The sequence below is a fragment of the Cylindrospermopsis curvispora GIHE-G1 genome (assembly GCF_014489415.1).
Lineage (GTDB): Bacteria > Cyanobacteriota > Cyanobacteriia > Cyanobacteriales > Nostocaceae > Raphidiopsis > Raphidiopsis curvispora_A.
Genome location: NZ_CP060822.1, coordinates 61,735 through 88,014 on the forward strand (window position 1 = coordinate 61,735; position 26,280 = coordinate 88,014).

At 37.8% G+C, this 26,280-nt stretch carries 22 protein-coding genes and 1 tRNA gene; 15 read left to right on the forward strand and 8 right to left on the reverse strand.

The genetic code is table 11. The annotated features are described in order from the left end of the window. Positions 1-5 precede the first annotated feature (5 nt). The 10 genes from IAR63_RS00265 (at position 6) to IAR63_RS00310 (ending at position 12,774) form a co-directional block, all read left to right on the forward strand. A complete protein-coding gene (locus tag IAR63_RS00265; protein ID WP_187706185.1) occupies positions 6-2,231 on the forward strand; it encodes a GumC family protein in 2,226 nt (741 codons plus the stop codon). 155 nt (positions 2,232-2,386) lie between these two features. Next, on the forward strand, positions 2,387-3,031 hold the full coding sequence (hepC, locus tag IAR63_RS00270) for a heterocyst development glycosyltransferase HepC (protein WP_057178823.1): 645 nt from the start codon (positions 2,387-2,389) through the stop codon (positions 3,029-3,031). A gap of 81 nt (positions 3,032-3,112) precedes the next feature. Beyond that, positions 3,113-4,057, forward strand: a complete 945-nt coding sequence (locus tag IAR63_RS00275; RefSeq protein WP_057178824.1) for a hypothetical protein — start codon at positions 3,113-3,115, stop codon at positions 4,055-4,057. A gap of 48 nt (positions 4,058-4,105) precedes the next feature. Next, positions 4,106-5,935, forward strand: coding sequence for a heterocyst formation ABC transporter subunit HepA (gene hepA, locus IAR63_RS00280; protein ID WP_187706186.1), 1,830 nt, complete (start codon positions 4,106-4,108; stop codon positions 5,933-5,935). 31 nt (positions 5,936-5,966) lie between these two features. Next, complete coding sequence (locus tag IAR63_RS00285) at positions 5,967-7,151, forward strand: glycosyltransferase family 1 protein (RefSeq protein ID WP_187706187.1); 1,185 nt, start codon at positions 5,967-5,969, stop codon at positions 7,149-7,151. After that, positions 7,142-8,134 carry a glycosyltransferase family 2 protein gene (locus tag IAR63_RS00290; protein WP_096545408.1) on the forward strand — a complete coding sequence of 331 codons (993 nt, stop codon included), beginning with the start codon at positions 7,142-7,144 and terminating at the stop codon, positions 8,132-8,134. Before IAR63_RS00285 ends, IAR63_RS00290 begins: the two co-directional genes overlap by 10 nt. A 165-nt stretch (positions 8,135-8,299) precedes the next feature. Further along, positions 8,300-9,502: a glycosyltransferase family 4 protein gene (locus IAR63_RS00295; protein ID WP_187706188.1), complete on the forward strand. Its 1,203-nt coding sequence runs from the start codon at positions 8,300-8,302 to the stop codon at positions 9,500-9,502. Continuing rightward, positions 9,420-10,376 (forward strand): glycosyltransferase family 2 protein, encoded by a 957-nt coding sequence (locus tag IAR63_RS00300; protein WP_187706189.1) that lies wholly within the window; start codon positions 9,420-9,422, stop codon positions 10,374-10,376. Before IAR63_RS00295 ends, IAR63_RS00300 begins: the two co-directional genes overlap by 83 nt. Positions 10,377-10,381: 5 nt before the next feature. Continuing rightward, positions 10,382-11,806 (forward strand): O-antigen ligase family protein, encoded by a 1,425-nt coding sequence (locus IAR63_RS00305; RefSeq protein WP_187706190.1) that lies wholly within the window; start codon positions 10,382-10,384, stop codon positions 11,804-11,806. A gap of 56 nt (positions 11,807-11,862) precedes the next feature. After that, positions 11,863-12,774, forward strand: coding sequence for an aspartoacylase (locus tag IAR63_RS00310; RefSeq protein ID WP_187706191.1), 912 nt, complete (start codon positions 11,863-11,865; stop codon positions 12,772-12,774). Between the two features lie 68 nt (positions 12,775-12,842). On the opposite strand, the gene IAR63_RS00315 is transcribed toward IAR63_RS00310, so the two are convergent. From IAR63_RS00315 to IAR63_RS00330, 4 genes are all read right to left on the reverse strand, one after another. Next, positions 12,843-13,955 carry a glycosyltransferase family 4 protein gene (locus tag IAR63_RS00315; protein ID WP_187706192.1) on the reverse strand — a complete coding sequence of 371 codons (1,113 nt, stop codon included), beginning with the start codon at positions 13,953-13,955 and terminating at the stop codon, positions 12,843-12,845. A 45-nt stretch (positions 13,956-14,000) separates the two neighbouring features. Next, positions 14,001-14,783 carry a PIG-L deacetylase family protein gene (locus IAR63_RS00320; RefSeq protein WP_187706193.1) on the reverse strand — a complete coding sequence of 261 codons (783 nt, stop codon included), beginning with the start codon at positions 14,781-14,783 and terminating at the stop codon, positions 14,001-14,003. A 201-nt stretch (positions 14,784-14,984) separates the two neighbouring features. Continuing rightward, entirely contained in the window at positions 14,985-17,180 is a 2,196-nt protein-coding gene (locus IAR63_RS00325; protein ID WP_235678310.1) for an NHL repeat-containing protein, read from the reverse strand. 399 nt (positions 17,181-17,579) lie between these two features. Beyond that, a tRNA-Pro gene (locus tag IAR63_RS00330) sits at positions 17,580-17,653 on the reverse strand. A gap of 275 nt (positions 17,654-17,928) precedes the next feature. Between IAR63_RS00330 and isiD the strand changes: the two genes are divergently transcribed. Further along, entirely contained in the window at positions 17,929-18,141 is a 213-nt protein-coding gene (isiD, locus tag IAR63_RS00335; RefSeq protein WP_061545466.1) for a protein IsiD, read from the forward strand. Positions 18,142-18,183: 42 nt separating this feature from the next. Here isiD and IAR63_RS00340 read toward each other — a convergent pair whose 3' ends face one another. From IAR63_RS00340 to sufR, 4 genes are all read right to left on the reverse strand, one after another. Further along, on the reverse strand, positions 18,184-18,879 hold the full coding sequence (locus IAR63_RS00340; RefSeq protein ID WP_187706195.1) for a tetratricopeptide repeat protein: 696 nt from the start codon (positions 18,877-18,879) through the stop codon (positions 18,184-18,186). A 446-nt stretch (positions 18,880-19,325) separates the two neighbouring features. Beyond that, positions 19,326-19,784, reverse strand: coding sequence for a YbhB/YbcL family Raf kinase inhibitor-like protein (locus tag IAR63_RS00345; protein WP_187706196.1), 459 nt, complete (start codon positions 19,782-19,784; stop codon positions 19,326-19,328). 276 nt (positions 19,785-20,060) lie between these two features. Beyond that, on the reverse strand, positions 20,061-20,321 hold the full coding sequence (locus IAR63_RS00350; RefSeq protein ID WP_187706197.1) for a hypothetical protein: 261 nt from the start codon (positions 20,319-20,321) through the stop codon (positions 20,061-20,063). Positions 20,322-20,451: 130 nt separating this feature from the next. Then, positions 20,452-21,132: an iron-sulfur cluster biosynthesis transcriptional regulator SufR gene (gene sufR / locus IAR63_RS00355; RefSeq protein ID WP_187706198.1), complete on the reverse strand. Its 681-nt coding sequence runs from the start codon at positions 21,130-21,132 to the stop codon at positions 20,452-20,454. 198 nt (positions 21,133-21,330) lie between these two features. Between sufR and sufB the strand changes: the two genes are divergently transcribed. From sufB to IAR63_RS00375, 4 genes are read left to right on the forward strand one after another with little or no spacing between them, the layout of a single operon-like run. Next, complete coding sequence (gene sufB / locus IAR63_RS00360) at positions 21,331-22,770, forward strand: Fe-S cluster assembly protein SufB (RefSeq protein ID WP_006277481.1); 1,440 nt, start codon at positions 21,331-21,333, stop codon at positions 22,768-22,770. Between the two features lie 24 nt (positions 22,771-22,794). Next, positions 22,795-23,580, forward strand: coding sequence for a Fe-S cluster assembly ATPase SufC (gene sufC, locus IAR63_RS00365; RefSeq protein ID WP_006277482.1), 786 nt, complete (start codon positions 22,795-22,797; stop codon positions 23,578-23,580). A gap of 2 nt (positions 23,581-23,582) precedes the next feature. After that, positions 23,583-24,953, forward strand: coding sequence for a Fe-S cluster assembly protein SufD (sufD, locus tag IAR63_RS00370; protein ID WP_187706199.1), 1,371 nt, complete (start codon positions 23,583-23,585; stop codon positions 24,951-24,953). Between the two features lie 28 nt (positions 24,954-24,981). Next, entirely contained in the window at positions 24,982-26,247 is a 1,266-nt protein-coding gene (locus IAR63_RS00375; protein ID WP_187706200.1) for a SufS family cysteine desulfurase, read from the forward strand. Positions 26,248-26,280 lie beyond the last annotated feature (33 nt).

Genomic DNA, 26,280 nt, shown 5'->3' on the forward strand with positions numbered 1-26,280 from the left:
TTACAGTGCTTCAAACTAGTTTAAATTCACCTTTAAATACTTCAACAGATCCCGAGGCAAGCTATGGTCAAATGTTGTCTGTATTTATTAGAAGATTTCCCTGGGTTCTATTAGTATTTTTAACTTCCACAGCAGTAGCTGGAATTATCACTGCAAAAACTCAACCAACTTTCCAAAGTACCCTCCAGTTATTGATAGAACCTAACTACCAAGGAAGGGAAAAGGAAGATAAATTAGGAACAGATTTCACTGAATCTAATATTGTTATTGACACAGCAACCCAGTTAAATTTAATGAAGAGTTCTGCACTTTTACAAAAAGCAGTGACCCAGCTTAAGTCCGAATATCCGGATATGACTACAGAGGAACTTAAAAAATCCTTAGTTGCGACTCAGATTAAGACTTCAGAAGATAATATTGCCACGAAAATTTTTCAAATTGATTATATCAGTGACGATCCATATAAAACCCAAAAGGTTCTGACTGCTATTCAGCAAGTGTATCTTGATTACAATAAAAATCAACAGGATATTCGGTTACAAAAAGGCCTACAAATTATTAGAGAACAGCTAAATAAAGCAACTGACGAAGTGAACGCGTCAGAGGCTAATTTACAACGATTTCGCCGCAATCAGAATTTGATTGATCCGGAGTTAGAAGCAAAAGCAATTGAAGAGACCTTAAATAGTATTCGCAAGGAAAGACAAACCACTCATTCTCTATACCAAGAAGCCATAGCTAAGCAAAAATCCTTGCAACAACAACTGAATCGCTCACCACAAAATGCTTTAGTTTCTTCTCGTTTGAGTCAATCTACACGCTACCAAGGTTTGCTCAATGAAATTCAGAAAACAGAGTTAGCTTTAGCTCAAGAGCGATTGCGTTTTACCGATGATACTCCTAATGTACAAAAACTAAATCAACAACTGCAAGACCAAAAAGAACTTTTACAAAAAGAGGTAAGCAGAACTCTAGGTGAGAATAATAATTCCTTAAATTTCGGAGAAAATTTGCTAGAACAAGGACAACTAGGACAAATTGATCTGAACTTAACTAGTGAACTGGTAACAACTCAAACTAATATCGTGGCACTGAGCGCTAGAGATCAGACCTTGGCTCAGAAAGAAAGTCAACTTCAATTGCAGTTAAAACGTTTTCCTTCCTTATTATCTTACTACAATCGGATCATTCCCCAACTAAAATTTAGTCGGGAAAGAATGGAGCAATTACTAAGAGCAGAACAGCAATTGCGTCAGGAATTGTCTAAAGGTGGATTTAATTGGCAAGTAGTGGAAGAACCAAAAATGGGCATTAAATTAGGACCCAATCTTTCACAAAATTTATTAATGGGTGCAATTGTAGGACTTATCTTAGGTGGAGTTGCTGCTTTTATCCGTGAGTCATCGGATGATGCAGTGCATACTACCGCTCAATTGCAAAAACAATTAGCATTACCTTTATTGGGAACAACACCAAAATTACCATTAGCAAAAGGTAAGGAATCCGTCATTAAATTGCCTTTTGGTAAACCCGATGTTTTAGCTCCCTGGACAATTCAGGTTTTACAGTCTTCTCCTGGGTGGGAGTCCCTAGATTTGATTTATAAAAATATCGAATTGCTCCACAGCAAGTCCGATTTAAAATCCTTAATGGTAACTTCAGCATTACCAGATAGCAGTAAGTCATCTTTAACGTTAGGTCTAGCCATGAGTGCAGCACGTCTACATAAAAGAGTGCTCCTAATTGATGCCAATTTACGAGATCCAAATTTACATAAGCAGTTAAATCTACCTAATGAACAGGGTCTATCAACCCTGCTAGCTAATGATGCAAACATACCCGATCAAATAGGAATTTCCTACTCAGGTTCAGCTTACATTGATATTTTAACTGCTGGTCCCATACCTGCAGACCCAGCACATCTTTTGAGTTCTCCACGTATGAGAGAAATAATTACTATCTTTGAAGAAAACTATGATTTAGTGCTCATAGATGCACCTTCAGTTTTAGGTATGGTGGATGCAATAATTACAGGTTCTTCCTGTCGAAGTGTAGTTATGGTTGCTAGTATTGGTAAAGTGACACATAATCATTTAGCCCAGGCTACATCTATGTTGAGCAAATTAAATCTTATTGGCGTTGTAGCTAATGGGGTATCTGACTCCGAAAGCACTTATGTTCCATATATCAAACCACAACCATTAGCTCTAAAAGAATTTGTGGAAAAATAATTATTCTGGGGAAACGGGGAATTTTCTATTGTTCTATATTATTTAAGGAATTAATCAAGAGTTAATCAAGAATCAATAAAGAATTCTTGAGTTCAAAAATCAGCTGACCATCTTATTCTATTATAGAAAATATAGAGATAAGGAAAAACACGACCATGACGACTTCCATTTTTCCTAGTTTACAGCAATCTGGTGTGGTATCTGACCTATCTGAAAATTTTGCCTTTCCATCTTACTCTCTGAAATGGCGTAGGGATCAGTTATTAGTTACATTCTCCCGAAATTCCTCACAAATACATTTACCTTCCCTAAACAATGAACAACAATTGATTAACTGTCTAAAACATTCCACAGTTAATTTAGTAACTATAGATTCCAAACTGGGAACTTCCACATTAAAATTTTGGGCTAATGCTTGTGAGAAGGCTAATAAACCAATATTTATACGTCCTGTTAATAAAAATCAACCTCTTACAATAGGTGATGATATACTGGTGGTATTAGAGAGAACAATAAATATATTTTTGGCATTGTTTTTCTTGTCTTTATTTAGTCCTTTAATAGGATTTATAGTCTTATTAATGTTATTGAAATCACCAGGATCAATCTTTAAGTATGAATGGTGTATTGGCAAAAAAGGCAAATTATTTCGTTTGGTAAATTTTGATCATAATCTTCAACAAAATCTTCCGATCTCGAGCCTAGGGATGACGAAGTTAAGATTACATAGATTGCCAGAGCTATTCAATATCTTGCGCGGTGAAACTAGTTTATTTAACTCCAAACACTCCAAGCTTTAGACAAACCTATCCCCGAGATAGGGTTTCTAATAACCCATGAAAGTTCACATAATTAACAACAGCTAACAACGGCAACAAAAAATGAAAACCGCTATTTGTACCGTATTTGAAAAAGACTATCACTATGGTGTAGGCGCGTTAATCAACTCATTACACCATCATGGTTTTAAAGGAATATGCTGGGCTGGCTATCGTGGTAAATTACCAAGTTGGGCGAAGTATTTAAAAACAGGAGCAGGTTATGAAGAGTTTACTGTGTCTCCAGATTGTGCCATCAGATTTATAGAGGTAAAAACTAATAAACATCTAGGTTTTTACAAACCCGATTTTATGTCTCTACTATGGCAAAAATACTGTCCTGATATGGAGGCATTATTTTACTTTGATCCTGATATAGTCAATAAGTGTAAATGGAACTTTTATGAAAACTGGGTTAGTCGGGGGATTGCCATTTGTGGTGACTCCTGGTATTTGGTTCCTGCTAATCATCCCCGAAGACTAGCATGGAAAGAATTTGCCGAAAGTAATGGTTTTATTTGTGAACGCCAATTAGATTATCACTATAATAGTGGGTTTATTGGTCTACCCAAGCAATATCAATCAGTTCTGACTACTTGGCAAAATTTGCAAGAAATAGGTGAGAAATTGGGTTACAGCGACCTAACGGATCTATACGGGAGTCGTACTTTTAATTTTCCTCCCTATCTGTATGGAGATCAAACATATTTAAATCTAGCTTTAATGCTAAATAATTATCCTTTAAGTACTGTTGGACCCGACGGTATGGATTTTATTCCTGGTGGTACTATTATGTCTCATGCGACAGTACCAAATGTCAAACCTTGGCGCAAAAAGTTAATGCTTAGTGCTTTATTAGGTAGTGCTCCCAGCATCACAGATAAGTTGTATTGGAAACACAGTCATACACCTATTAAACTTTATTCCAATGCCAAATTAATTCAGCAGAACCTAGAAATTCTCTTGGGTTCTGCTATTGGTCGTTTTATCCGTCGCGCTCCCATGTAATCCCTGGATCGTGATTAATCCTATTACCAGTTATTATTGATTATTCTCATGTACCTTAAACTTGCTAGTCTCCCTCTCGAAATCTTGCAAAGTGCAAGTTTTTGGCAAAACCATAAATTAATTCTCAAAGAGTTTCAGCATTTTCGCTTGATGGCGATTGGTGCCATATTTTTTTCAGCTCTTGCTGCTAGTTTTGAGGGGTTTGGTTTAGGTTTTTTGTTAGTATTTCTGCAGAGTTTAACCACTCCTGCTGCTGCACCTGTAAAAACGGGAATTGATTGGGTTGATATTTTTATTTTAGGAGTTAATACCTCAGCAATAGAAAGATTATATCGCATATCCGCTCTCATTGTAATTACTACCTGTATACGGGCATTATTTAACTATGTAGGACAATTATGTATTCAGTTCAGTGAGATTAATTTAGTAGATAACTTGCGAAAACGCATCTTTGAGCAATTGAGTACACAAACTCTGGGTTACTTTTCTAAAAAAAGCTCTGGAGAATTGATTAATACTCTCACCAATGAAATGGAGAGAATTAGACAGATTTTCGGAGGATTGGCTTTTTTAGTGACTAAAAGTCTTACTTTAGCAGTCTACTCAATTTCCCTATTTGTTTTATCCTGGCATCTTTCCATCTTATCTATTTTCCTATTTAGCTTTTTAGCCGTGGGACTATCGACACTAAATAAACATATTAGGGAACGCAGTTTTGAGATTACTAAAGCCAATGATATTTTTACCACTAGAGTGCTGGAGTTTTTGGATGGTATTCGTGTAGTTCATGCTTTTTGTACACAACAGTTTGAACGGCAAAGATACTTTGAAGCCAGCGCCAACATTGTTAAATCTTGGCGTAGAGTTTATTGGATTTCCCTGATAGTTAAACCCCTGGCGGATAGTATATCAACTCTGATTTTAGTTGGTATCATTTGCGTGGCTGTAGTTGTAGATTTAATGCCAATTTCTAACCTCCTGACTTTCTTTTTCGTACTGTTTCGTCTGGTACCAATGATTCAAGATGTCAACGGAGTTTTAGCATTTTTAAATACTCAAGCCGGTGCGGTAGAAAATATCAAAGATTTATTGAAATCTGAAAATAAAGCCTATTTTAAAAATGGCTATCTTGAATTTAGTGGGATTCAAAAAGCTATAGACATACAGGCTGTAAATTTTGGTTATGAGCCCAATCATTTAGTTCTCAAAGATATCACCTTGACAATAGAAAAAGGTAAAATGACTGCCCTAGTTGGTGCATCAGGTGGTGGCAAAACCACATTAGCTGACTTACTTGCTAGATTCCACGAACCAACTAATGGGAGAATTCTCTTAGATGGGTTAGATTTCCAAAAATTTGAAATCAACTCTCTTCGTTGGAAAATGGCTATAGTTGGTCAAAAAAGTTTTATTTTTAACACTTCAATCCGTCATAATATTGCCTATGGTACACCCCTAGCCACCGAGGAAGAAATTATTGAAGCTGCACGGTTAGCCAATGCTCTAGAATTTATTCAAAAATTACCTGAAGGTTTTGATACTATAATTGGTGCTGATGGTATTCAATTATCTGGAGGACAACAACAGAGAATTGCCATTGCTCGAGCTTTAGTGAGAAATCCTGAAATCCTTATTTTAGACGAGCCAACTAGTGCATTGGATGCAATTACAGAGCAGCTAATTCAAGAGTTGTTAGATAAATTCACTATTGGGCGAACAGTAATTGTTATTGCCCATCGTCTTTCTACAGTGGCTAAAGCTGATAAAGTTGTGGTCATTGAACAGGGAAAAATTATGGAACAGGGTTCATACCAAGATCTGATTCAACAACAAGGTAAATTTTGGCAATATTATCAGACCCAAAATGATATCAGATAGTTTCTAGTTCTTTATCAAATATACAAAACACATGACAATAATTGCACAGTTGAAACATAAGTTTAATGGTAAAGTATATTTTTTATGTGATCCTCGAGAGTTGGATGATGTTGGTGATCAGTTTCAACATTTACTGGTTTGCTTAGCTGAAGGTTTTCAGGAACTAGGAATCTCATTTTTTGCTAATGTAAATTATTGGTTAGAATCATCTCAAGAGGAAAAATATCTTTTTAATTATGACCCAAATATTACCTTTGATGATTGTGACTTGGTTATATTGACTAATATTTGGTTGTCTGTTAATTATGCCTGGGTAGATAATCTATTTAAACCGAATCGTGGATATCTTACGGTTTACTTAGATGGAGAAGACAGTGATAAAACTTATAGGTTTAGACCTGAATTCAACCAGTTTGATTTTATTTTTCGAACCCATTATAATCGTAAGTTACAATATGGAAATAGTAAATCTAGGAATAATTTTTACCCTTGGGCTTTTGGTTTAAGCAGTCGAATTTTGCGAGAACTGAACACAGTGCCAGATTTTGATGATCGTCAAAAACAAATTTTGGTTAATTTTCGCCACTGGAAAAAAGGCCATCCTGTGAGAAATATTAGTTCTCGGATGTTTATACCCCAAATCAGTAAAATTTTCTCCATAGACCACACTATTGATAGTCCCCACAATCTAACATCAGACCCATATCATCAATTGCAGTGGTTACAAACCGGTAAGAGACATTATCCCAGCTTTTACCAGCGTCTAAAAAACTCCATTGCTTGTGCTTGTTTTGGAGGTTTTTTTGTGCCTAGCTGGCCTGATGACCCAGCCAGTTTACTGAATCGTATAGGTAAGCAAATGCTCAATCATTTACAGTTAAAATCCCATCAGATAGTACAGTGGGACAGTTGGCGATTGTGGGAATCTTTAGCAGCTGGATGTGTTACTTTTCATCTGGATTTTGAAAAATATGGTGTTTGTTTACCTGTTATGCCAGAAAATTGGGCACATTATATTGGTGTGGATTTAGATAATGTTAAAGCCTCAATTGAAAGAATAGCGGATCAACCAGAAATTTTACCAGCAATTGCTACAGAGGGTAGAAAATGGGCTATGAAAAATTATAGTCCTGCTCCCACAGCTTTACGTTTCCTAAACACCATTTATCAAAAGTCAAGTCAAACCAACCATAGTGAGTTAACAACATGTCTATAACTTCTGACTTACTACCACCCTTAGTTAGTGTGATTATCCCTACTTATAATCGTCCTCAATATCTCAAACAAGCAATTTTCAGTGCTGTTCTTCAAACCTATCAGAATATTGAAATTATTGTTTCGGATAATTGTAGTCCAGAAAGTCCAGCAAATTTAGTAGCTGATTTTTGTGATCCACGGATCAGATTTTGGCAACACCCACAAAATGTAGGGATGCTCAAAAATCAGATTCATGCTCTCAAAATGGCACGGGGTAAATATGTCGCTACTCTCCATGATGATGACCTATGGCATCCTGATTTTCTTGCCACACTCATACCACATTTGGAGAACAATTCGGATTTGATTCTTGCTTTTTGTGACCAATATATTATAGATGCTAATGGTCAAATCAATCTTGATGCCACCCAGAAAAGTTCTCGTGCTTATAAACGAGATCAAATATCCCTGGGAATACATAGAAATTTTTTAAAAATGGGATTGGTTGATAAAAGCATCCCCACCGCCGCTGCTTGTGTAATTCGTAATGGTTTGATTAATTGGGATGCTATTCCCCTACAGGTAGCAGGAATGTGGGACTTATATTTGACATATTTATCCTCTGTATCTGGCTATGGTGCTTACTATGTCCCAGAAAAACTAACTTATTATCGTGAACATGAACAAACAGAAACTATGCTCAGTGGTAGACGCAATGTAAAAGCAAAAATCAGCAAGGCTGAAAGTGAAATTTTCTGTTATAAAATATTTATGAATGACCCCCATCTACAGTCTTTCTATAATCACTTTAAAAAATTATGGTTAGAAGCGCACACAACCTTAGGCATTGGACTGATAAGAGAAAATCAACCATCTGCGGCACGTTCTTATTTTTGGCAAGTTTTACGGCAAGGAAGATTGAATTTCCGGACTATTATTGCTTTATTAATTAGTTTCTTCCATCCAAAATTAATTAATAAATTTTTGAGCAGTACTTCATGAAGATTAGATATTAATCTTGATCTTAGCCAGATTTTTTATATAATCATAGCATAGAGTAAATAAACAAATTTTGGGAGATGATTTTTTGTTAGTTTTATAACAGATAATGGTAAAAAAATAGCAGAAGTTTTTAGGACTAGAACAACTAGAAGTTTGAGGTGAGAAGTGAAAATCTGTATTGTCACCCACAAGATTAGAAAAGGTGATGGCCAGGGTAGAGTTAATTATGAAATAGCGATGGAATTGTTACGTCGTGGTCATCAATTAACATTATTGGCCAGTGAAGTCGCCCCTGAATTAGCAGACAGTATTTCCGTTGATTGGGTTCCAATCATTGTCCATAAATATCCCACTGAATTCATTCGTAATTTGGTCTTTGCCGAAAAAAGTGGCAGCTGGTTACGAGATCATCGAGGAGAACTTGACATCGTCAAAGTTAATGGTGCAATTACTGGAGTTAATAGTGACGTAAATGCTGTGCATTTTGTTCATAACTCTTGGTGGCGATCGCCTGTACATATTTCTCAAGAGCATCGAGACCTATATGGTTTATATCAGTGGCTATATACCGGGATCAATTCCTATTGGGAAAAACAGGCATTCCGCAAAAGTAAAGTTGTGGTAGCGGTTTCCACAAAAGTGGCGGAGGAACTAATAAATATTGGTGTAGATCCCAGAAAAATTCGCGTGATTGCCAATGGAGTAGATCTAGAAGAATTCACACCGGGAACCATAGAAAGGGAGGAATTAGGTTTGCCAAAAAACGTTACTTTAGCAATGTTTGCAGGAGATATTCGTATTTCCCGCAAAAATTTAGATACAGTACTTCAGGCCTTAGTAAAAGTTCCCGATTTACATTTAGCCGTGGTGGGAGAAACTAAAAATAGTCCCTATCCCAAAATGGTAGAAAAATTACAATTAGGTCAACGAGTACATTTTTTAGGTTATCGTCGAGATATGCCACTTCTACAAAAAGCGGCAGATTTTTTTGTATTCCCTTCCCGTTATGAACCTTTTGGACTAGTAGTAATTGAGGCAATGGCTTCCGGTTTACCAGTAATTACGTCCAAAAGCACAGGTGCAGCAGATCTAGTTACCCCTGCTTGTGGAATTGTATTAGCTGACTGCAATGATATAAATAGCCTAGCTCAGTCTTTAGAATTACTAAAAAGCGATTACCAGTTACGTCAAAAAATGGGCAAGGCTGCTCGCGCTATTGCTGAGCAATATAGCTGGAAGATCATGGCACAAAACTATTTAGATTTATTTACTGAAGTAATCCAAAATGCGCAATACGGTTCTTATCCCTACTTATCGTCGTCCTCACGATCTATGGCGGTGCCTTGTCGCACTGCAAGCCCAAACTAGACCAGCTAATCAAATAATTATAGTGGTTAGGGATGTGGATACACAGACCTGGGAATTTTTAAATCAATTACCAAGTGAACTATCTTCTGATAACCTACCATTGCAAATAGTTACAGTTACCAAACCAGGAGTAGTACAAGCTCTGAACACTGGATTAAAAGTTGTCAATGGTGATGTCCTATCCATCACCGATGATGATGCTGCACCCCATCCTGACTGGTTGGAAAAAATCACTGCCCATTTCACCAAAGATGCTGATATTGGTGCAGTAGGTGGAAGAGACTGGGTACATAGGGGAGATAAGGTGGAGGGAGATTCCCGTGCGGTTGTGGGACGTGTACAGTGGTTTGGAAGGGTTATTGGTAATCATCATCTAGGAACAGGAAAAGCTCGCGAAGTAGATGTTCTCAAAGGTGTAAACATGAGTTTTCGCACCCAGTCCATAGGGAAACTAACTTTTGATGAAAGGATGCGCGGTACAGGAGCTCAAGTACATTTTGAAATGGCATTTACCCTAGCTATTAAGCGTGCGGGATGGAAAATAATTTATGATCCCCATATAGCAGTAGATCACTACCCAGCTACACGTTTTGATGAAGATCAGAGGGAAAATTTCAATGAAATTGCCCTAACCAACCTAGTTCATAATGAAACCCTAGTTTTACTAGAATACTTGCCACCTTTAAGACAAATCGTTTTTTTATTATGGGCAATATTCATAGGAACAAGAGATGCTTTAGGCATAGTGCAATGGTTAAGATTTTTACCTAGTCAAGGGAGAATTGTCAACAAAAAATTGCACGCTTCTTTGCGTGGGCGTTGGCAAGCATGGCAAACCAATAAAACCAATCAATTGATAATTTCCAACTCCTAAAAAAAGTGACTTCCAAACAACTGCTTTTCAATAGCTTTTTACAATCCTCCTATTCCCCGGAAGATAGATCAGCCCAAAGTTGGGTAATCATTTTTTCCTTTATTCTATTTATAAGTACCTGTTATTTTGTCGGTGCTGCCAACTTACTAAGAATTATTTTTCCTGTTAGCGCCCTTCTAGTGGGAATATTTTTATATTTGCGTCATCCCATTCTCTATCTTGGTTTTACCTGGTGGATATGGTTTATTACCCCATTATTAGCAAGATTAATAGATTATCGAGTGGGTTGGGATCCCACCCGTCAAATTTTAGTAGCACCTTATTTAGTAGTACTGATAACTACTGCTTCGATAATTAAAAACTTACCTCGCGCTCTCAAAGAAGGGGGATTACCGTTTATCTTAGCCTTAATCGCTGTTATTTATGGATTGTTAGTTGGACTGCTTTACAATCAACCAATATCAGTCATTCGAGGCTTTTTAGACTGGTTTACACCTATTATCTTTGGCTTTCATTTATTTATCAATTGGCGAGATTATCCCAGCTATCGCCAAAATATCCAACGGGTGTTTATTTGGGCTGTTTTACTAATAGGAGCCTATGGGATATATCAATTTATATTTGCTCCTGAGTGGGACAGATTTTGGTTAGTAGAGTCAAAAATGTTTACCAGTGCTGGATCTCCCAAACCATTTGGCATGAGAGTTTGGAGTATCCTGCACTCACCAGGTACTTTCGGTGCGGTTATGCAAACAGGATTACTATTGCTATTTACCAGTTATGGACCTTTAATTTTTCCTGCTTCAGTGGTAGGGTATTTGTCATTTTTACTGTCACAAGTTCGCACTAGTTGGGGATGTTGGTTATTGGGAATTCTCATCATGCTAGGTTCTGTAAAAGCAAAAGTTCAAATGCGCCTAGCAGTAATCATTTTAATAATGGTTCTTAGTATTATACCCTTAGTCACCATAAAACCTATTTCTGAAGTTGTGACCACACGGCTTGAAAGTTTTTCCAAGTTAGAAGAGGATAGTAGTTTTCAGGACAGATCTAAAACTTATGATAGGAATCTAAACTTAGCACTTTCTACCCCTCTGGGTAATGGAGTAGGAAATATTTGGAAGGTAAATGAAAAGACAGGACAGATTGAAGTTGTTGTAATTGACAGTGGCATTTTAGATATGTTTTTTACCCTGGGTTGGTTTGGTGCCATACCCTATACTAGCGGATTAGTCCTGATGCTGGTTGCTGTGATTAACTGTACTGAAGCCAAACGGGATGTTTTTACGGGTGCAGCTCGTGCTATTGGTATAAGTTCATGTGCCCAGTTAATTATTTATAGCGGGATGCTAGGTGTTGCGGGTATGATTATGTGGGGGTTCTTAGCTGTATCTATGGCTGCCCATAAATATTATAAACACCATTATTAATAAAACAAACTACCAAAGATGCTACACTAATAAAAACATCAGAGTAAGGCATCAAAATGTTGGCATACAAGGTAGTTAATGGTGAAATCAGTCGAGTAATAATTGCAGGAGGAATTCACGGTAATGAACTGATTGGAGTTTATTTGGTCAAAACGTTTGAAAAGTATGGAAATTTAATTGAGAGAGAAACTTTTGAAACCATCTGTTTACTTGGTAACACCCCAGCTATTAATGCTGGGAGAAGATATGTTGATAAAGATTTGAATCGTTGTTTTACCAAAGACATATTATTCAATGCCAATACTTCTATATATGAGGAATCAAGAGCTAAGGAAATTTGGCAACTTCTGCAACCACACCATCCCCAAAAATTAGATGCTATAATTGACATACATACAACCACTGCCAATATGGGATTATGTATGATCATTAATAGTATGCACCCCATATTGCTCACTTTAATAGCTCACTTAACCAGTATAAGTCCCTTAATTAAAGTATGTTTTCACCCAGAAACACCCAGTGGTGGTTTTTTGCGTTCTTTAAGTGAACTAGGTTTCACTTTAGAAGTAGGTCCTGTCCCTCAAGGAGTTTTAAATGCCCAACTATTTCAACAAACAGCAAAAATCGTTTATGCAATATTAGATTTTTTTGAAAACTATAATCAAGGCAAAATTTGCATTAATCAGAAGTCGAATGAGAAGAAACTAAAAGTTTATGAATTTATAGGTACGATTGACTATCCCAGAAATGAATTAGGTCAGCTCCAAGGGATGATTCACCCCCAACTTGAATATAAAGATTATCAACCACTAAATTTCGGTGAACCAATTTTTCTGACCTTTGATAATCAAGAGGTTTTCTATCAAGGAGAGTCTACAGTTTATCCAGTTTTTATTAATGAAGCTGCCTATTACGAAAAAGGAATTGCCATGCATTTGACGCAGAAGAAATTAGTTGATATATAGTTTATATAGACGATTGAGAGATAACAATATGGCTTAGTCTAGACTTTTAAATTATGCTCGAAATATAGCTACTTACCCGTTACCAATTGCCTGGTGTCAATGGAGGAGAAGACGTTATATTTGTTGCTTAATTCGCGGTATATGCTCAAAGTTTCCTCACTCACACGTGTGGTGCTAAATCTTTGAAGATTTTGTTGACCACGTAATTTCCAAGCTTGTAGCTTATGGCGATCCCTCAAAAGTTGGATTAAAGCATAAGCCAAACTTTGACTATCTTGAGGAGGAACTAAAATACCTGCTTGACCATAATCTAAAGTTTCTGGAATGCCATCTACATCAGTAGCAACAATAGCACAACCAGCTTCTCTAGCTTCCGTGAGAACCAAGCCAAATGACTCACAATGGGAAGCCAAAACAAAGATATCTGTTGATAACATATATCTTTGTGGTTCCGGTTGAAATCCTTCAAAATGAATACGATGTTTAAGTTCCCCACACTTTTGTACCATGGCTTCAAACATAGTCCGATCGGGACCTTCACCCACAATATAGAGATGAGCTTGAGTAAAATCCTGGGCAATGATTTGAAAGGCTTGAATTAATTCACTAATGCCTTTGCGCGTGTACATTCCTGCTACTGTAGTAATAGCTGGATGATGTAATTTCATAGGTTGATATTCTTGAATTTTTTTGTGTCTCGGACTCCCCAAAGTGCCATTAGCAACTACCCGCAATTTTCGGGATGGGATTCCACGACGGATCATCGAATTAGCCACCGCATGACTGACTGCAATTACCCGATCTGCTAATCCCATTAATATTGCACTGCGTTGGAATTCATTATGCACTGTAGCAACTAAACCATATTCATGATTATTTCTAAAAATTCCTGCCAGTAAAACTCCTGTCATCATGTGGCAATGAACTATATCAGGTTGAAATTTTTTAATTATGTCCCGGTAGGAATAAACTGCCTTAATTAACTTGGTTACTCTCCGGGACTGGTCTAATTCAAAGTGAGAAATACCATACTTTTCTAAGAGTATTTCGTATTCTCCTCCCAGGGAAGCAATTGCCACTTCTAAACCGTCTGCGGCTTGTAAACAAGCCAAATCTACTGCCACATTGACAATACCGTTACCAACATTTTGAATATGGTTAGTTAAGTGTAAAATTCGCATTTATTTTTACTCCTCAGTATTTTTTTAAACTGATTTTCTCTAGAATTAATATTTCGTTTTAAAGAAGATTTCTTCCGCTTGTAAAAATCTCTTAATAAAGCCCCGAGGAAGAGTGGATATTTGAGAAGAATAGGCGGCGATCGCTTGTTTTTTTTGAGATTGAACTTGTGCAACTGATAATCTATAAGCTGGGGCAATATCCCGTAATTTTAACAGAATAAATAATGGTGCTCTCCAAAAGATCCAAATAGGGTACTGGAAAAGTTCTACGCTGATTCCACTTTCGGCGATCGCCTGTTTCACTAGAGAATATGTAGCCTCGTGATCCCTGTGACAATCTTTAAAATGAGGCACATAAACCTCACCTGGTTGATAATCTCTTAACAAAGTAACTATTTCTGAGATCAGTTGTCTTTTTTGAGAAATATTCAAATCTAATAAACTGCCATCCTCCCTATTTAAAAACTTAATTTCTGTCTGGGGAACTCCCAAAATCTCTAATGCTTGTAGGGACTCCTGCTGACGAATTTGCATAACCTGATTTTGGATATTAGGTTCTAGTCCATGGGAACCTCTTCCATCGGTAAGAAACACCACTCCCACCCTAATTGCCTGTTGTCGTTTGCGAGCAATCATTCCCCCGCAGCCAAAAGTCTCATCATCCTGATGAGGAGAGAAAACCATAACTGGTGCTGTGGTCAATGCTATTGGTCGACTTCCCCATCGTAAAATCCAGTGCGAAAGTAAACAGGCATGGATATACTGAATGGTACTTAAAAAATGAATGGGAATTAATCTTTGTAATTTGGTCAAAGTTGTTTTTTGCATATTCCTCATAAAACTACTCATAAAACCGTCATTTATTAATTATGGATGAACTTGTTAATGAACATCAATCCCATAGCCATAGGCGTTATAGCTAAAGCCATAATTTAGCTGACAACTTATTCACTATGATAATAAATGTAGACACCCGATATTTGTTGATTGTGTAAATTCAGAATGTGAATATGAAGATGGTGATTGTTTTTAAAAACGGAACCGATAAATAATCACCTTGCCATTTCTATTCTCCTCTACAAACAATAAATATTCACCATTGCGACGACGAAAAGCTCGGATACCATGGGGAATATCCACCCAACCACTTTCCTGACCGACTTCTGGACCTGGACCAAATTTGCGCACAAATTTTCCCGTATCGTTTCTATAGACATAAACCTCCGCAGTTTTAACTGTAACAGCAAATACATAATCGCCTGCTACGCTCATAGCAGCAGTAGATACTGCTCGTTGACCCGTATTGTCATAGGGAATTACTGCTCGCCATCTGGGAGTGCGATTTCCTTGACTCCAGCGATCAAAGCGGATAATTTCCGATCCCACAACCCCGGTATCATCACCAACGGAAGGATGATCAACCGTAAAACCAGACAAATACATAGTATCTGTGTCTGGGAAATATTCAATCCTGCGCAAATCTCGAAACATACTAGGAGTTCTTTCTCTTTTCATAGAACCATAGCTATAAATTGGATTCCCCCGACTATCCAATCCCTGTAGAGGATAGTGACGAATACCATCCTCAGTCCGTAGGGTTTTCCATACGTCCCCCTTAGTATCTACCCACCAACCACCTATATATAAATAATCTTCGCTGCTTTCATACTCATTTTGCTCGAATGCACCATTACCATTTTTATCACGCCAAATCCATTCGCCCTTACTGGGTTGAAGAGGTGGCCAATTACCATTAATGGCTTTACCTTTATCATTAGTCCCCACAAACATTCCCGCAGGAACTGCAATTTCTCCGTCGGTTTGTGGTTGGAATCGATAAATTTGTAGTAAACGCCCAAACATATCCGTCAGAAATAAAAATGGTTTGCCTTGAATACGACGGAAAATTGGACCATCAGGAGCAGTGTGTAAACGAGGGTCTTGAGGATATTTAAAAGGGTTTAAAGTATAGGCCTGGTAAGTCCATTGTTTACCAATGGGTTTACTATAATCTACTAGGTATTTTTCATGTTTGGTGAAGATGACTGTCCCATCACTTTGAGGATCCGTATCCCCATTATCCACAAATATTAAACCCAGTAATTGCCATTGTAATTTTCCTGAAGGAGAAAATTTCCTCAGATCTGTTCCCGATCTATTGAAGCCATTACTATTAATATATACATTGCCTGCTCCATCTGTACCAATGGCAGTGATACCATAGAGTTTTAAATCTCCAACCGCTCCCGGTACACCACTATAAATACCTTTTTTATCTCCAAAATTTCCTACCTGTAAAGGTTGATTGTTTATTTCATAAATTAGTATCTGCTGGCGTTCACTATTTTCTGCAACTAATAATCTATTTTTTGGATCCATGGTGATCGCCGTTGGATCTTGCATATCCATAATTTCTTGTGGCAATTTTTTCCCAGAGGGACTGTAATGCAATACTTTTCCAGATTTGTTCCCTTTTTTATTTTGGATAATCCATAAATTATTCTGGTGATCAATAGCTATTCCTCCAGGATTTTCTACGGGGAATCTGCCAATTTCTTCCATAGTTTCCCTATGGAAAATTCTCACCATATTACTACCCCCATGACTGACAAACAATTTATCACCAAGGGTGGCCAACCCAGTTACTTCCGTTTGGTCACTAATAACCAACATACTTTTATCCCAACCCTTACCCTGGGTAAAAGCAATAGGTTTTCCTTGTAAATTATAACGTCTGACACAATACCAAGTTTTATCTCGGGGTGGATAACTATCTTTGTCACCTCCTTTTTCACCTTGAAGTGATCCTTGACTCATGGCTACATAAATATATTGATTATTTGCAGTTACTGCTCGACCACCAAGACGATACCAACCATGTAAATCTTCTAAAAAAGCAATGGGTTTACCATTTTCATATATTCCTGCTTCTCCTCCATTTTCATCCCAAATACTATTTGTGTAAATCAGCCCATTGGCTGTCACATACATAGCTTCTATATTATTTTGTACCCTCAGTTTTCCCTTACCTATAGTATTACCTACCCAGGACGTTGTATATTCAAATCCAGATGCTGTGGTGCTAGAAATTATTATCAATCCACAAATTGTGACCAGTAACATCTGAAAACCTAGGTTTCCAGATTTGACCAAAGAGGACTTTTGAGAAAATAAACTACTAAGAATCTTATGAATTTGATGAACAATTTGATGAACAATTCTCATATATTTCTGATAAACAATTGTCGGGTTTGAAATAAGTTCGCTAATCAAAGATCTGGCAATTGACAAATAATTAGAGATCATGTTTTTTATCTAATTCACATATCCAGTCAACAGCAAGATCATCAACCACTAATAACCTAACAGCTGAAGTTTCCTGTTTTTATGAAATTTGTCAAATCTTCATCAAAAAAATATCTCCTTTAATTCTATATTAAAGTGAAAACTATAAGCTGTGAACTACCCGCAGTCAGTAGAGTCTATGTTACATCACACCTAATCAGTATTAAATTTTACTTAAATATACGTTAGATTACGTAATAAAAGTTTTACAGTTTTAACAGGCGCAATTTAGCATAATTTGCCAACACAGACGGATAATTTGGCAAGTTAGGTTTACAATCGGGATGACTGGATTCGAACCAGCGGCCCCTTCGTCCCGAACGAAGTGCGCTACCAAGCTGCGCTACATCCCGTGAGAAAAACACAAGCAGTAAAAATAATATAACTCTCATTATAACATAAAAACCATCAGTTTTTCTAATTTAGAATTTAGATAAATATTTACAAATATCTTGCTTAGAACTGGAGTAAGATATATTGTATTGAGTGGAATTTATTGAGTGATCAGGATATTAAGACAGCGATGTCTTAATAATCTCCGCACCTTCAGGCGCGGAGATTGTTACAGCTATCACACAACTCCACTCCTGGCTGAACGCTAGTGCTGTAAAACAGAGGGGCAAGCATTATGACAACTACAAGCATTTCTAAGAAAGAAATCGCCGCCATGACACCAACAGATGTCAAAGATTTGGCCGCTCGTCTAGAACTAGATAATTATAGCAATGCTTTTGATGGTTTAAATGATTGGCATTTACTGCGAGCGATCGCCTTTCAGCGTCCAGAGTTGGTGGAACCATACGTTTATCTATTGGATTTGGAACCTTACGATGAAGGTTAGAAACCGTGAAATCAATTCACCTTTCCCTTAGCAATGGGAGCGTCAACCACCCATTTCTTTTAACATCTCTTCTACCCTAATCATCCCGTCCGTGTCCCTACCAGTACGATATAGTCTTAGGGCTTGTCTTAAAGCATTACCAGCCTCTTGCATTTGTCTGCGCTTTTTAAACATAGCACCTATTAACTCATACACCCGTGGGTTATTTCTATCTATTTTAGTTGCCTGTTCAAAAGCCCATTGTGCAGCATCATAATCTCCCAACCGGGTTTGACTTGCACCCAATCCTAAATAGGCATTGAAATTATTGCGATTAATCTGGATGGCACGACGGTAAGCCTCTTTGGCACCTAATACGTCTCCCAGATTCCCTTTAATGTAACCAATAGCGTAGTAAAAGTCACTGTTGTTAGGATTGATAGAAATGGCTTGGCGGTAAGCAGATAATGACTGTGAAAAATTGCCTTGTTGAGCATATAAATAACCAATACCAGAATAAATTTTGGCATTTTGAGGCGCCAACTTGGCTGCATCCTGATAAACAGCAATAGCATCGCTGTAATCTCCTGAATCTACCAATCTTCGTCCCCGCTCTAACAATTCTCGTAGTTTACGATTATCAGCTTGTACTAGTAATACCTCTGCTGCTTGAGACTTAGCTGTCATCACAGGACTAATAGTTGAAACTACGCTTAATATTAGCGTTGCTACTAAAAAAGATGTTTGTTTGTATTGCATAACTTTTTGGTATTTTATTCATCAAGATTTGGTGTATTTGTATAGCTGTAGCCACCTGTAAGGAAGTGAGCCAGAACGCTTACCCAACTATCATTTTTAGCCATCAACCCTGTCTATAGCGTTCCCACTAAAGCTATATTTTGAGGATAAGATGAGCAATAACCGTTGGAAACCCTCCTTCATACTCCACTTGCTATCGGTAACTTTCCTGTATACTAGTCAACAAAAAGACTGAACTCCAGTTCCTACCTACAGATTCTGAAAAACATCCTTTGATCAGGATTAACAGCTAGAAAATATTGCGGTTATACTAAGAACTTAAACCCAATATGTTATTAATTAATCTGTATAAGCTTTTTAAATCTAGTATAATTAACAAATACCAAAAAGTGTTAAATCTTAAGATGTATGTTTTGGGTAAAGTAGTTAATAGAAAATGAGAAACCTTACCTTTGGCGCTGATATTTGCCCATGAGTTGTGCCTTAGCCAAAACATGATTTTTCATAGCTACCATAATGTCATTTTTAGTTACACCAGATGAGAAATTTAGCTGTTTATCTAATGCGTAAAGATGAAAAAAATAACGGTGGATCCCACTTGGTGGACAAGGACCGCCATAACCCAAGATATTAAAATCATTTTTACCCTGTATACCACCACCGGGGATATGCTGACTGGTGATTATATTTTCTGACAATTGGTTAATTGTTGGGGGAATATCATAAACAACCCAATGAACAAAGGTTTTTCCTGGTGCATCTGGGTCATCCATAATTAACGATAAACTCACCGTTTCTGGAGGAACCTCATCCCAGACTAAGGGAGGAGAAATATTTTCACCATCACAGGTATACCTCATGGGAATTAAACCATGGTCAATGAAAGAACTGCTAGTTAGTTTCATAGGTTTTTGTACCTTAGAAGTTATAACTGTAAGTGGGTAGGTGGAATTAAATATAAGATGAACGTCATCCTACAAATAATTGTGCCTTCCTACTTACACACCTTTAGAGAAATGGAAGGGAACCATAACGTCTATGCAAACCTGACTTTTACCTAGGTTTCTACAATCTAAAGATAGCAAAACTTTCATGAATAAAAACTCGTCTTTTAGTCATATATAATTGGTAGTATGGCCCTAGCCACCCGGAGGATTTATTAGTTCATGATTGCTAACTATCTACCATTTCAAAAACGCCTCCTCAACGCCCTTTTCTCTTCTAATCTTTCCATCTGATTCAAACCAATTAATAATTTGCTTAGCTGTCAATTGCTCAATTGGTAGCTCATATTCCTGGGCAATATGTTGTAAAATCCTCAAGGAAGAAATGGTCAGTCTGGTTAAAAACTTCTCAGAAGATGATAACAGAGCTGCATCAACCTGAGCGGATTCATCGGGGGTTAAAAATTCAGTTGATGATTGATTAGGTACAACTTCCATAAGATTTCTGGGTATGGGTTTACAATTACTACCAGTTCATTAAACCATAAAAAATTACGGTATGCAAAAACTACCCTAGGTCAAAACATGAGGTCTTTGCACTATAATTATTTATTATTACAATTTGTGACTAGTTTCTCTTAATCAAGTACACACACCTATGCTGCCCATCTATTATCCAGTGGGTTCTTTGCACACTACAATCGGGCAATATTGCTGCAAACATTTCTAGCTCATGTCCACACACACTAGGAAAAGACTCAGCAACATTAGAAATGGCGCAGGTGTGCTCCATAAATAAAAAGCTATTATCACCCTCATGACCATCATCCTTTTCTTCCACTGGGCGGAACTCAGCCATAAAACCTTCGGCCTTTCTTAATTCTACTAGGGTAGCTACCCTTTCTTCTAAACAACCCTGGCCAACCTTTTCCTGATATTCCTGGGCTTTCCTTTCCCACTGCTTTTGTAAAATAGTTTTTACCTGCTCCCTTCCTACAGTTTCCGCTAGGGTATCCAATAGCGAAACTGCAAATTCCCCATAACCACCACTAACCCTAGTAGCGTTTCTTTGTAAATACTCCTTACCTCCTGGACTCAAATGATAAATGTGTTGGGGTCTGCCCATACCGGAATTTTCTGGTACGGAATACACAACCATGTCATCCGCCTCTAAATCTTTCAAATGCCTACGAACAGCTTGTGGACTAACTTCTAGGATTTCTGATAGTTGCCCCGCTGTGGCTTGAGAGTGTTTCAAAAGATACTGTAGGATATCCTGCTTAGTTGAGGACTGCTGGGTAGTCGCCATTTTAGTCCCAAAAAAATTTTTCTAAAATTTGACTTAAACAACATTGTTGTTGTTAATCTATCGTACAATAGATTTGGGTTAAACAACAGCCTAGTTGTTTTACTCGCCGATTCCATTCTAGCAGTTTAGTGACTGAGTTAGTTACACCTTAACAGCTAAACCCATTGGTTATCCTTTAAAGAGAACACAATAGAAACGATGAGCGCATCCGTCAAGACCATAGTTAACCAACCTTACAAGTATGGCTTTGTCACCGACATTGAAACCGACACCATACCCCGTGGGCTAAATGAGGAAGTTATCCGCTTAATTTCCGCTAAAAAACAAGAGCCAGAATTCATGCTGGAATTTCGTTTGCGTGCCTACCGTCAGTGGTTAAAGATGACGGAACCAATTTGGGCTCATGTTAACTATCCACCTATTAATTACCAAGATATTGTTTATTATTCTGCACCCAAGCAAAAGAAAGCAAAACTGAATAGTTTGGAAGAAGTTGACCCAACGCTACTAGAAACCTTTGAGAAGTTAGGTATTTCTCTATCGGAACAAAAGCGACTGGCCAATGTAGCTGTGGATGCAATCTTTGATAGTGTTTCCGTGGCCACCACATTTAAGGAAAAACTAGCGGAGGATGGGGTGATTTTCTGCTCTATTTCGGAAGCATTGCGGGAGCATCCAGAATTAGTCAAGAAATATCTTGGCAGTGTGGTGCCCATTGCTGATAATTATTTTGCTGCTTTAAACTCCGCTGTTTTTAGCGATGGTTCATTTGTATATATTCCCAAAGGGGTCAAATGTCCCATGGAATTATCTACCTATTTTCGCATTAACTCCGGTGATACGGGACAGTTTGAAAGAACTTTAATTGTTGCGGAAGAAAGCAGCTATGTTTCCTATTTGGAAGGATGTACAGCACCAATGTATGATAGTAACCAATTGCACGCTGCTGTTGTGGAATTAGTTGCTTTGGATAATGCTGAAATTAAATATTCCACAGTGCAAAACTGGTATGCTGGTGATGAAAATGGCAAGGGAGGAATTTACAATTTCGTGACCAAACGGGGTTTGTGTCAAGGAGTGAATTCCAAAATTTCCTGGACTCAAGTAGAAACAGGCTCTGCTATTACGTGGAAATATCCCAGTTGTGTGTTAGTTGGTGATAATTCAATAGGTGAATTCTACTCTGTAGCTCTAACCAATAATCGCCAGCAAGCTGATACGGGAACTAAAATGATTCATATTGGTAAAAATACTCGTAGTACAATTATTTCTAAAGGTATTTCCGCAGGCAAATCAAGTAATAGCTATCGGGGTTTAGTCAAAATTAATCCTAGTGCCAAGGGTGCTAGAAATTATTCTCAATGTGATTCCATGTTGATTGGAGACAATGCCCAGGCCAACACATTTCCCTACATTCAGGTTCAGAATAATACAGGTAAAGTAGAACATGAAGCTTCCACCTCTAAAATTGGTGAAGACCAACTATTCTTTTTTGCCCAACGTGGTATTTCTGCTGAAGATGCGGTTTCAATGATGATTAGCGGTTTCTGTAAGGATGTTTTTAACCAGTTACCGATGGAATTTGCGGTAGAAGCTGATAAGTTATTGAGCTTGAAATTAGAAGGTAGTGTGGGTTAGTAGATCAAAAAGAGGATAGGAGCCATGATTATTGAGAACAGTGATTTGATTTTGTCCGTTAAAGATTTGCAAGCCCAAGTGGATGGAACTCCAATTTTGAAAGGAGTTAATTTAGAGGTGAGAGCAGGTGAAATCCATGCCATTATGGGACCAAATGGCTCTGGCAAAAGTACCTTGTCTAAAGTTTTAGCTGGACACCCTACTTACAGTGTCACCAGTGGTGAGGTAGTTTTTCAGGGTGCTAATCTTTTGGAAATGGAAGCAGAAGAAAGAGCTAGAAGTGGTGTATTCTTGGCCTTTCAATATCCTCTAGAAGTTCCTGGTGTTAGCAATTTAGATTTTCTGAGGGTTGCCTATAATTCTCATCGTAAAGCCAAAGGTTTACCGGAAGTGGACACTTTTGATTTTGATGATTTAGTAATGGAAAAGTTGGAAGTTGTGAAAATGAATTCCAGCTTTTTAGAACGCAGTGTTAACGAAGGCTTTTCCGGTGGTGAAAAAAAGCGCAATGAAATTCTGCAGATGGCTATTTTAGAGCCTAAATTAGCAATCCTAGATGAAACAGATTCTGGTTTGGATATTGATGCCCTCAAGATTGTTTCTAATGGGGTGAACCAGTTGACAAATGCAGAAAATGCCACCATCATGATTACTCACTATCAACGACTTCTGGATTATATTGTTCCTGATTTTGTCCATGTGATGGCTCAAGGACGTATTATTAGAAGTGGTGGTAAGGAGTTAGCTTTAGAGCTAGAATCTCAAGGTTATGACTGGGTATTGGAAGAAGCTTTAGGAGTGGGTGTGTAATTATGACTATGGAAGTTTTCCCCCCTGCTGTTAGCGATTCTTTATTAGATTTGGATAAAGATGCTTTTTTAACTAGGTTGCTAAATCAGCTAAATGAGATTTGTCTATCAAAAGAACCAAGCTGGTTAGAACAAGTTAGGACTAATGCGACCAAGTGGGTGCGTCATTCGGTGATTCCTACTACCCGAGATGAAGAGTGGCGTTTTACAGACCTATCTCCTTTACGGGAGATCAGTTTCGCATTAGGTTCTAATTTAGGTAGTTCCCAAATTGCCATGGAATCTTTTATGGAGGGTTTAGGTTTACCTGAAGCTACCCACCGGTTGGTTTTTATTAATGGTGTTCTCACACCAACTTTATCCCAGACTTCAGATCTACCCTCCGGTTTACATGTTGGTAACTTAGATTCTTTAGAAGATTCTGTTGCTCAGAAATATTTGGCGCAGTTTGACGGAACAAGAGATGTCTTCAGCGACTTAAATACTGCTGGTTTGAATGATGTTGCAGTGGTATGGGCGGGCAAAAATGTGGTAGTTGAAGATCCCATACAGCTGTTATTTATTTCCCTGGTGGGAGAGTTCCCAACTTTTTGTCAACCTCGGTGTTTGGTAATTGCTGAGGGTAATTCCCAAATAAGTCTAATTGAAGAACATATTACCCTAAATACACCGTCACCACAAAATGAACCTATGGGTGCTGGTTTGAACAACAGTGTGACAGAAATCTGGGTACATGAAAATGCCCAGGTCAATCATTCCAGAATTGTCTTGGGTGGTGATCATAGTTTTGATATTGGTAAAACTGCTGTAACCCAAGCAAGATACAGCCGTTATAGCTGTAATGCCATAACTATTGGTGGTAAAATTTCTCGTCACAACTTAGAGCTTGTACAAACTGGTGAACAAACTGAAACAAATCTCCACGGATTAACGGTTATTGCCCAAAAGCAATTGGGTGACACTCATAGTGCGATCACACTGAACTATCCTTATGCTACTAGTAAACAATTACATAAACTTATTATAGGCGATCGCGCCCATGGGGTGTTCAATGGTAAGATATTCGTTCCCAAATCCGCACAATTAACGGATGCGTCGCAATTAAACCGCAATTTGCTATTATCATCAAAAGCGAGAGTGGACACCAAACCCCAATTAGAAATTACCGCTGACAATGTTAAGTGTGCCCATGGTGCAACCGTTAGTCAATTACAAGACGATGAAATCTTCTACCTGCAAAGTCGGGGAATAGGAGAAACGGAAGCGCGTAAGTTATTAGTTAATGCTTTTGCAACAGAAGTTATTAACCTAATTCCACTTGCTTCCTTGAGAGAGAAGCTGTTAAAAACAGTTAGCTCTCTAGTCAATAACTAAGAAATCAGATAATCAAAACTAGCGAAATATGACATTCACATCAACTAAAACCCTAGCAGATCAGGTTCGTCCAGACTTTCCCATTCTTAAACAAAAAGTTCATGATAAACCCCTAGTTTATCTAGATAATGCAGCCACTTCTCAAAAACCAACCTTAGTATTGAACACTTGGCGGAATTACTACGAAGAGTATAACTCCAACGTGCATAGGGGTGCGCATTTTTTAAGTGGAAAAGCTACGGATGCTTATGAAGCAGTAAGAGATAAAGTGGTTAATTTTATCCAAGCAAAATCCCGTCAGGAGATAGTTTTTACCCGCAATGCTAGTGAAGCCATTAATCTAGTGGCTTACAGTTGGGGAATGAACAATTTACAACCAGGAGATGAGATTATCCTCTCTGTAATGGAACACCATAGTAATATTGTCCCCTGGCAATTTGTGGCTCAAAAAACCGGAGCAGTCCTGAAATTTGTAGAATTGACACCTGCACAAACCCTAGATTTAGACCAGTTTAATAACCTAATTTGTGAAAAAACTAAACTGGTATCTATTGTGCATATTTCTAATACATTAGGTTGCATTAATCCAGTCCAAGAAATAGCTAAAATTGCTCATAGATATGGAGCAAAATTCCTACTAGATGGATGCCAAAGTGTTCCTCACACCCCCATCAACGTCCAAGACATTGACTGTGATTGGTTAGTTGCATCTGGACACAAAATGTTAGCTCCCACCGGTATTGGCTTCCTATACGGTAAATTAGAATTACTAGAATCCATGCCACCATTTTTCGGTGGTGGAGAAATGATTGCAGAAGTATATTTAGACCATTCTACCTATGCAGAACTCCCCCATAAGTTTGAAGCTGGTACACCTGCTATTGGGGAGGCCATAGCTCTGGGTGCAGCAATAGACTATTTAACTAATATAGGGATGGATAAAATCCATGCTTATGAAGCAGAATTAACTAGCTATTTATTTGAGCAACTAGCACAAATACCCCAACTAACAATCTATGGACCAAAGCCAGATATTCATGGTGAAGGCAGAGCCGCTTTAGCGTCTTTTACTGCCAAAGGTGTTCACGCTAATGATTTAGCCACGTTACTAGACCAAGAGGGTATAGCTATACGTTCTGGTCATCATTGTACACAACCATTACACCGTTATCTAGACTTGGCAGGGACTGCACGGGTAAGTTTATCTTTTTATAATACCAGGGAAGAGATAGACGTGTTTGTTAACGCTTTGAGAGAAACATTGAATTTTTTTGCCAGTGTTTTTAGTGAGTAGACGGAAATAAATAGACATAAATAAATGTATTGG

Coding starts and splice junctions, on each gene's coding strand:
- hepC (WP_057178823.1), top strand. CDS start 2,387: ATGACGACTTCCATTTTTCCTAGTTTACAGCAATCTGGTGTGGTATCT.
- IAR63_RS00275 (WP_057178824.1), top strand. CDS start 3,113: ATGAAAACCGCTATTTGTACCGTATTTGAAAAAGACTATCACTATGGT.
- hepA (WP_187706186.1), top strand. CDS start 4,106: ATGTACCTTAAACTTGCTAGTCTCCCTCTCGAAATCTTGCAAAGTGCA.
- IAR63_RS00285 (WP_187706187.1), top strand. CDS start 5,967: ATGACAATAATTGCACAGTTGAAACATAAGTTTAATGGTAAAGTATAT.
- IAR63_RS00290 (WP_096545408.1), top strand. CDS start 7,142: ATGTCTATAACTTCTGACTTACTACCACCCTTAGTTAGTGTGATTATC.
- IAR63_RS00300 (WP_187706189.1), top strand. CDS start 9,420: ATGCGCAATACGGTTCTTATCCCTACTTATCGTCGTCCTCACGATCTA.
- IAR63_RS00310 (WP_187706191.1), top strand. CDS start 11,863: ATGTTGGCATACAAGGTAGTTAATGGTGAAATCAGTCGAGTAATAATT.
- IAR63_RS00315 (WP_187706192.1), bottom strand. CDS start 13,955: ATGCGAATTTTACACTTAACTAACCATATTCAAAATGTTGGTAACGGT.
- IAR63_RS00320 (WP_187706193.1), bottom strand. CDS start 14,783: ATGCAAAAAACAACTTTGACCAAATTACAAAGATTAATTCCCATTCAT.
- IAR63_RS00325 (WP_235678310.1), bottom strand. CDS start 17,180: ATGAGAATTGTTCATCAAATTGTTCATCAAATTCATAAGATTCTTAGT.
- isiD (WP_061545466.1), top strand. CDS start 17,929: ATGACAACTACAAGCATTTCTAAGAAAGAAATCGCCGCCATGACACCA.
- IAR63_RS00340 (WP_187706195.1), bottom strand. CDS start 18,879: ATGCAATACAAACAAACATCTTTTTTAGTAGCAACGCTAATATTAAGC.
- IAR63_RS00345 (WP_187706196.1), bottom strand. CDS start 19,784: ATGAAACTAACTAGCAGTTCTTTCATTGACCATGGTTTAATTCCCATG.
- IAR63_RS00350 (WP_187706197.1), bottom strand. CDS start 20,321: ATGGAAGTTGTACCTAATCAATCATCAACTGAATTTTTAACCCCCGAT.
- sufR (WP_187706198.1), bottom strand. CDS start 21,132: ATGGCGACTACCCAGCAGTCCTCAACTAAGCAGGATATCCTACAGTAT.
- sufB (WP_006277481.1), top strand. CDS start 21,331: ATGAGCGCATCCGTCAAGACCATAGTTAACCAACCTTACAAGTATGGC.
- sufC (WP_006277482.1), top strand. CDS start 22,795: ATGATTATTGAGAACAGTGATTTGATTTTGTCCGTTAAAGATTTGCAA.
- sufD (WP_187706199.1), top strand. CDS start 23,583: ATGACTATGGAAGTTTTCCCCCCTGCTGTTAGCGATTCTTTATTAGAT.
- IAR63_RS00375 (WP_187706200.1), top strand. CDS start 24,982: ATGACATTCACATCAACTAAAACCCTAGCAGATCAGGTTCGTCCAGAC.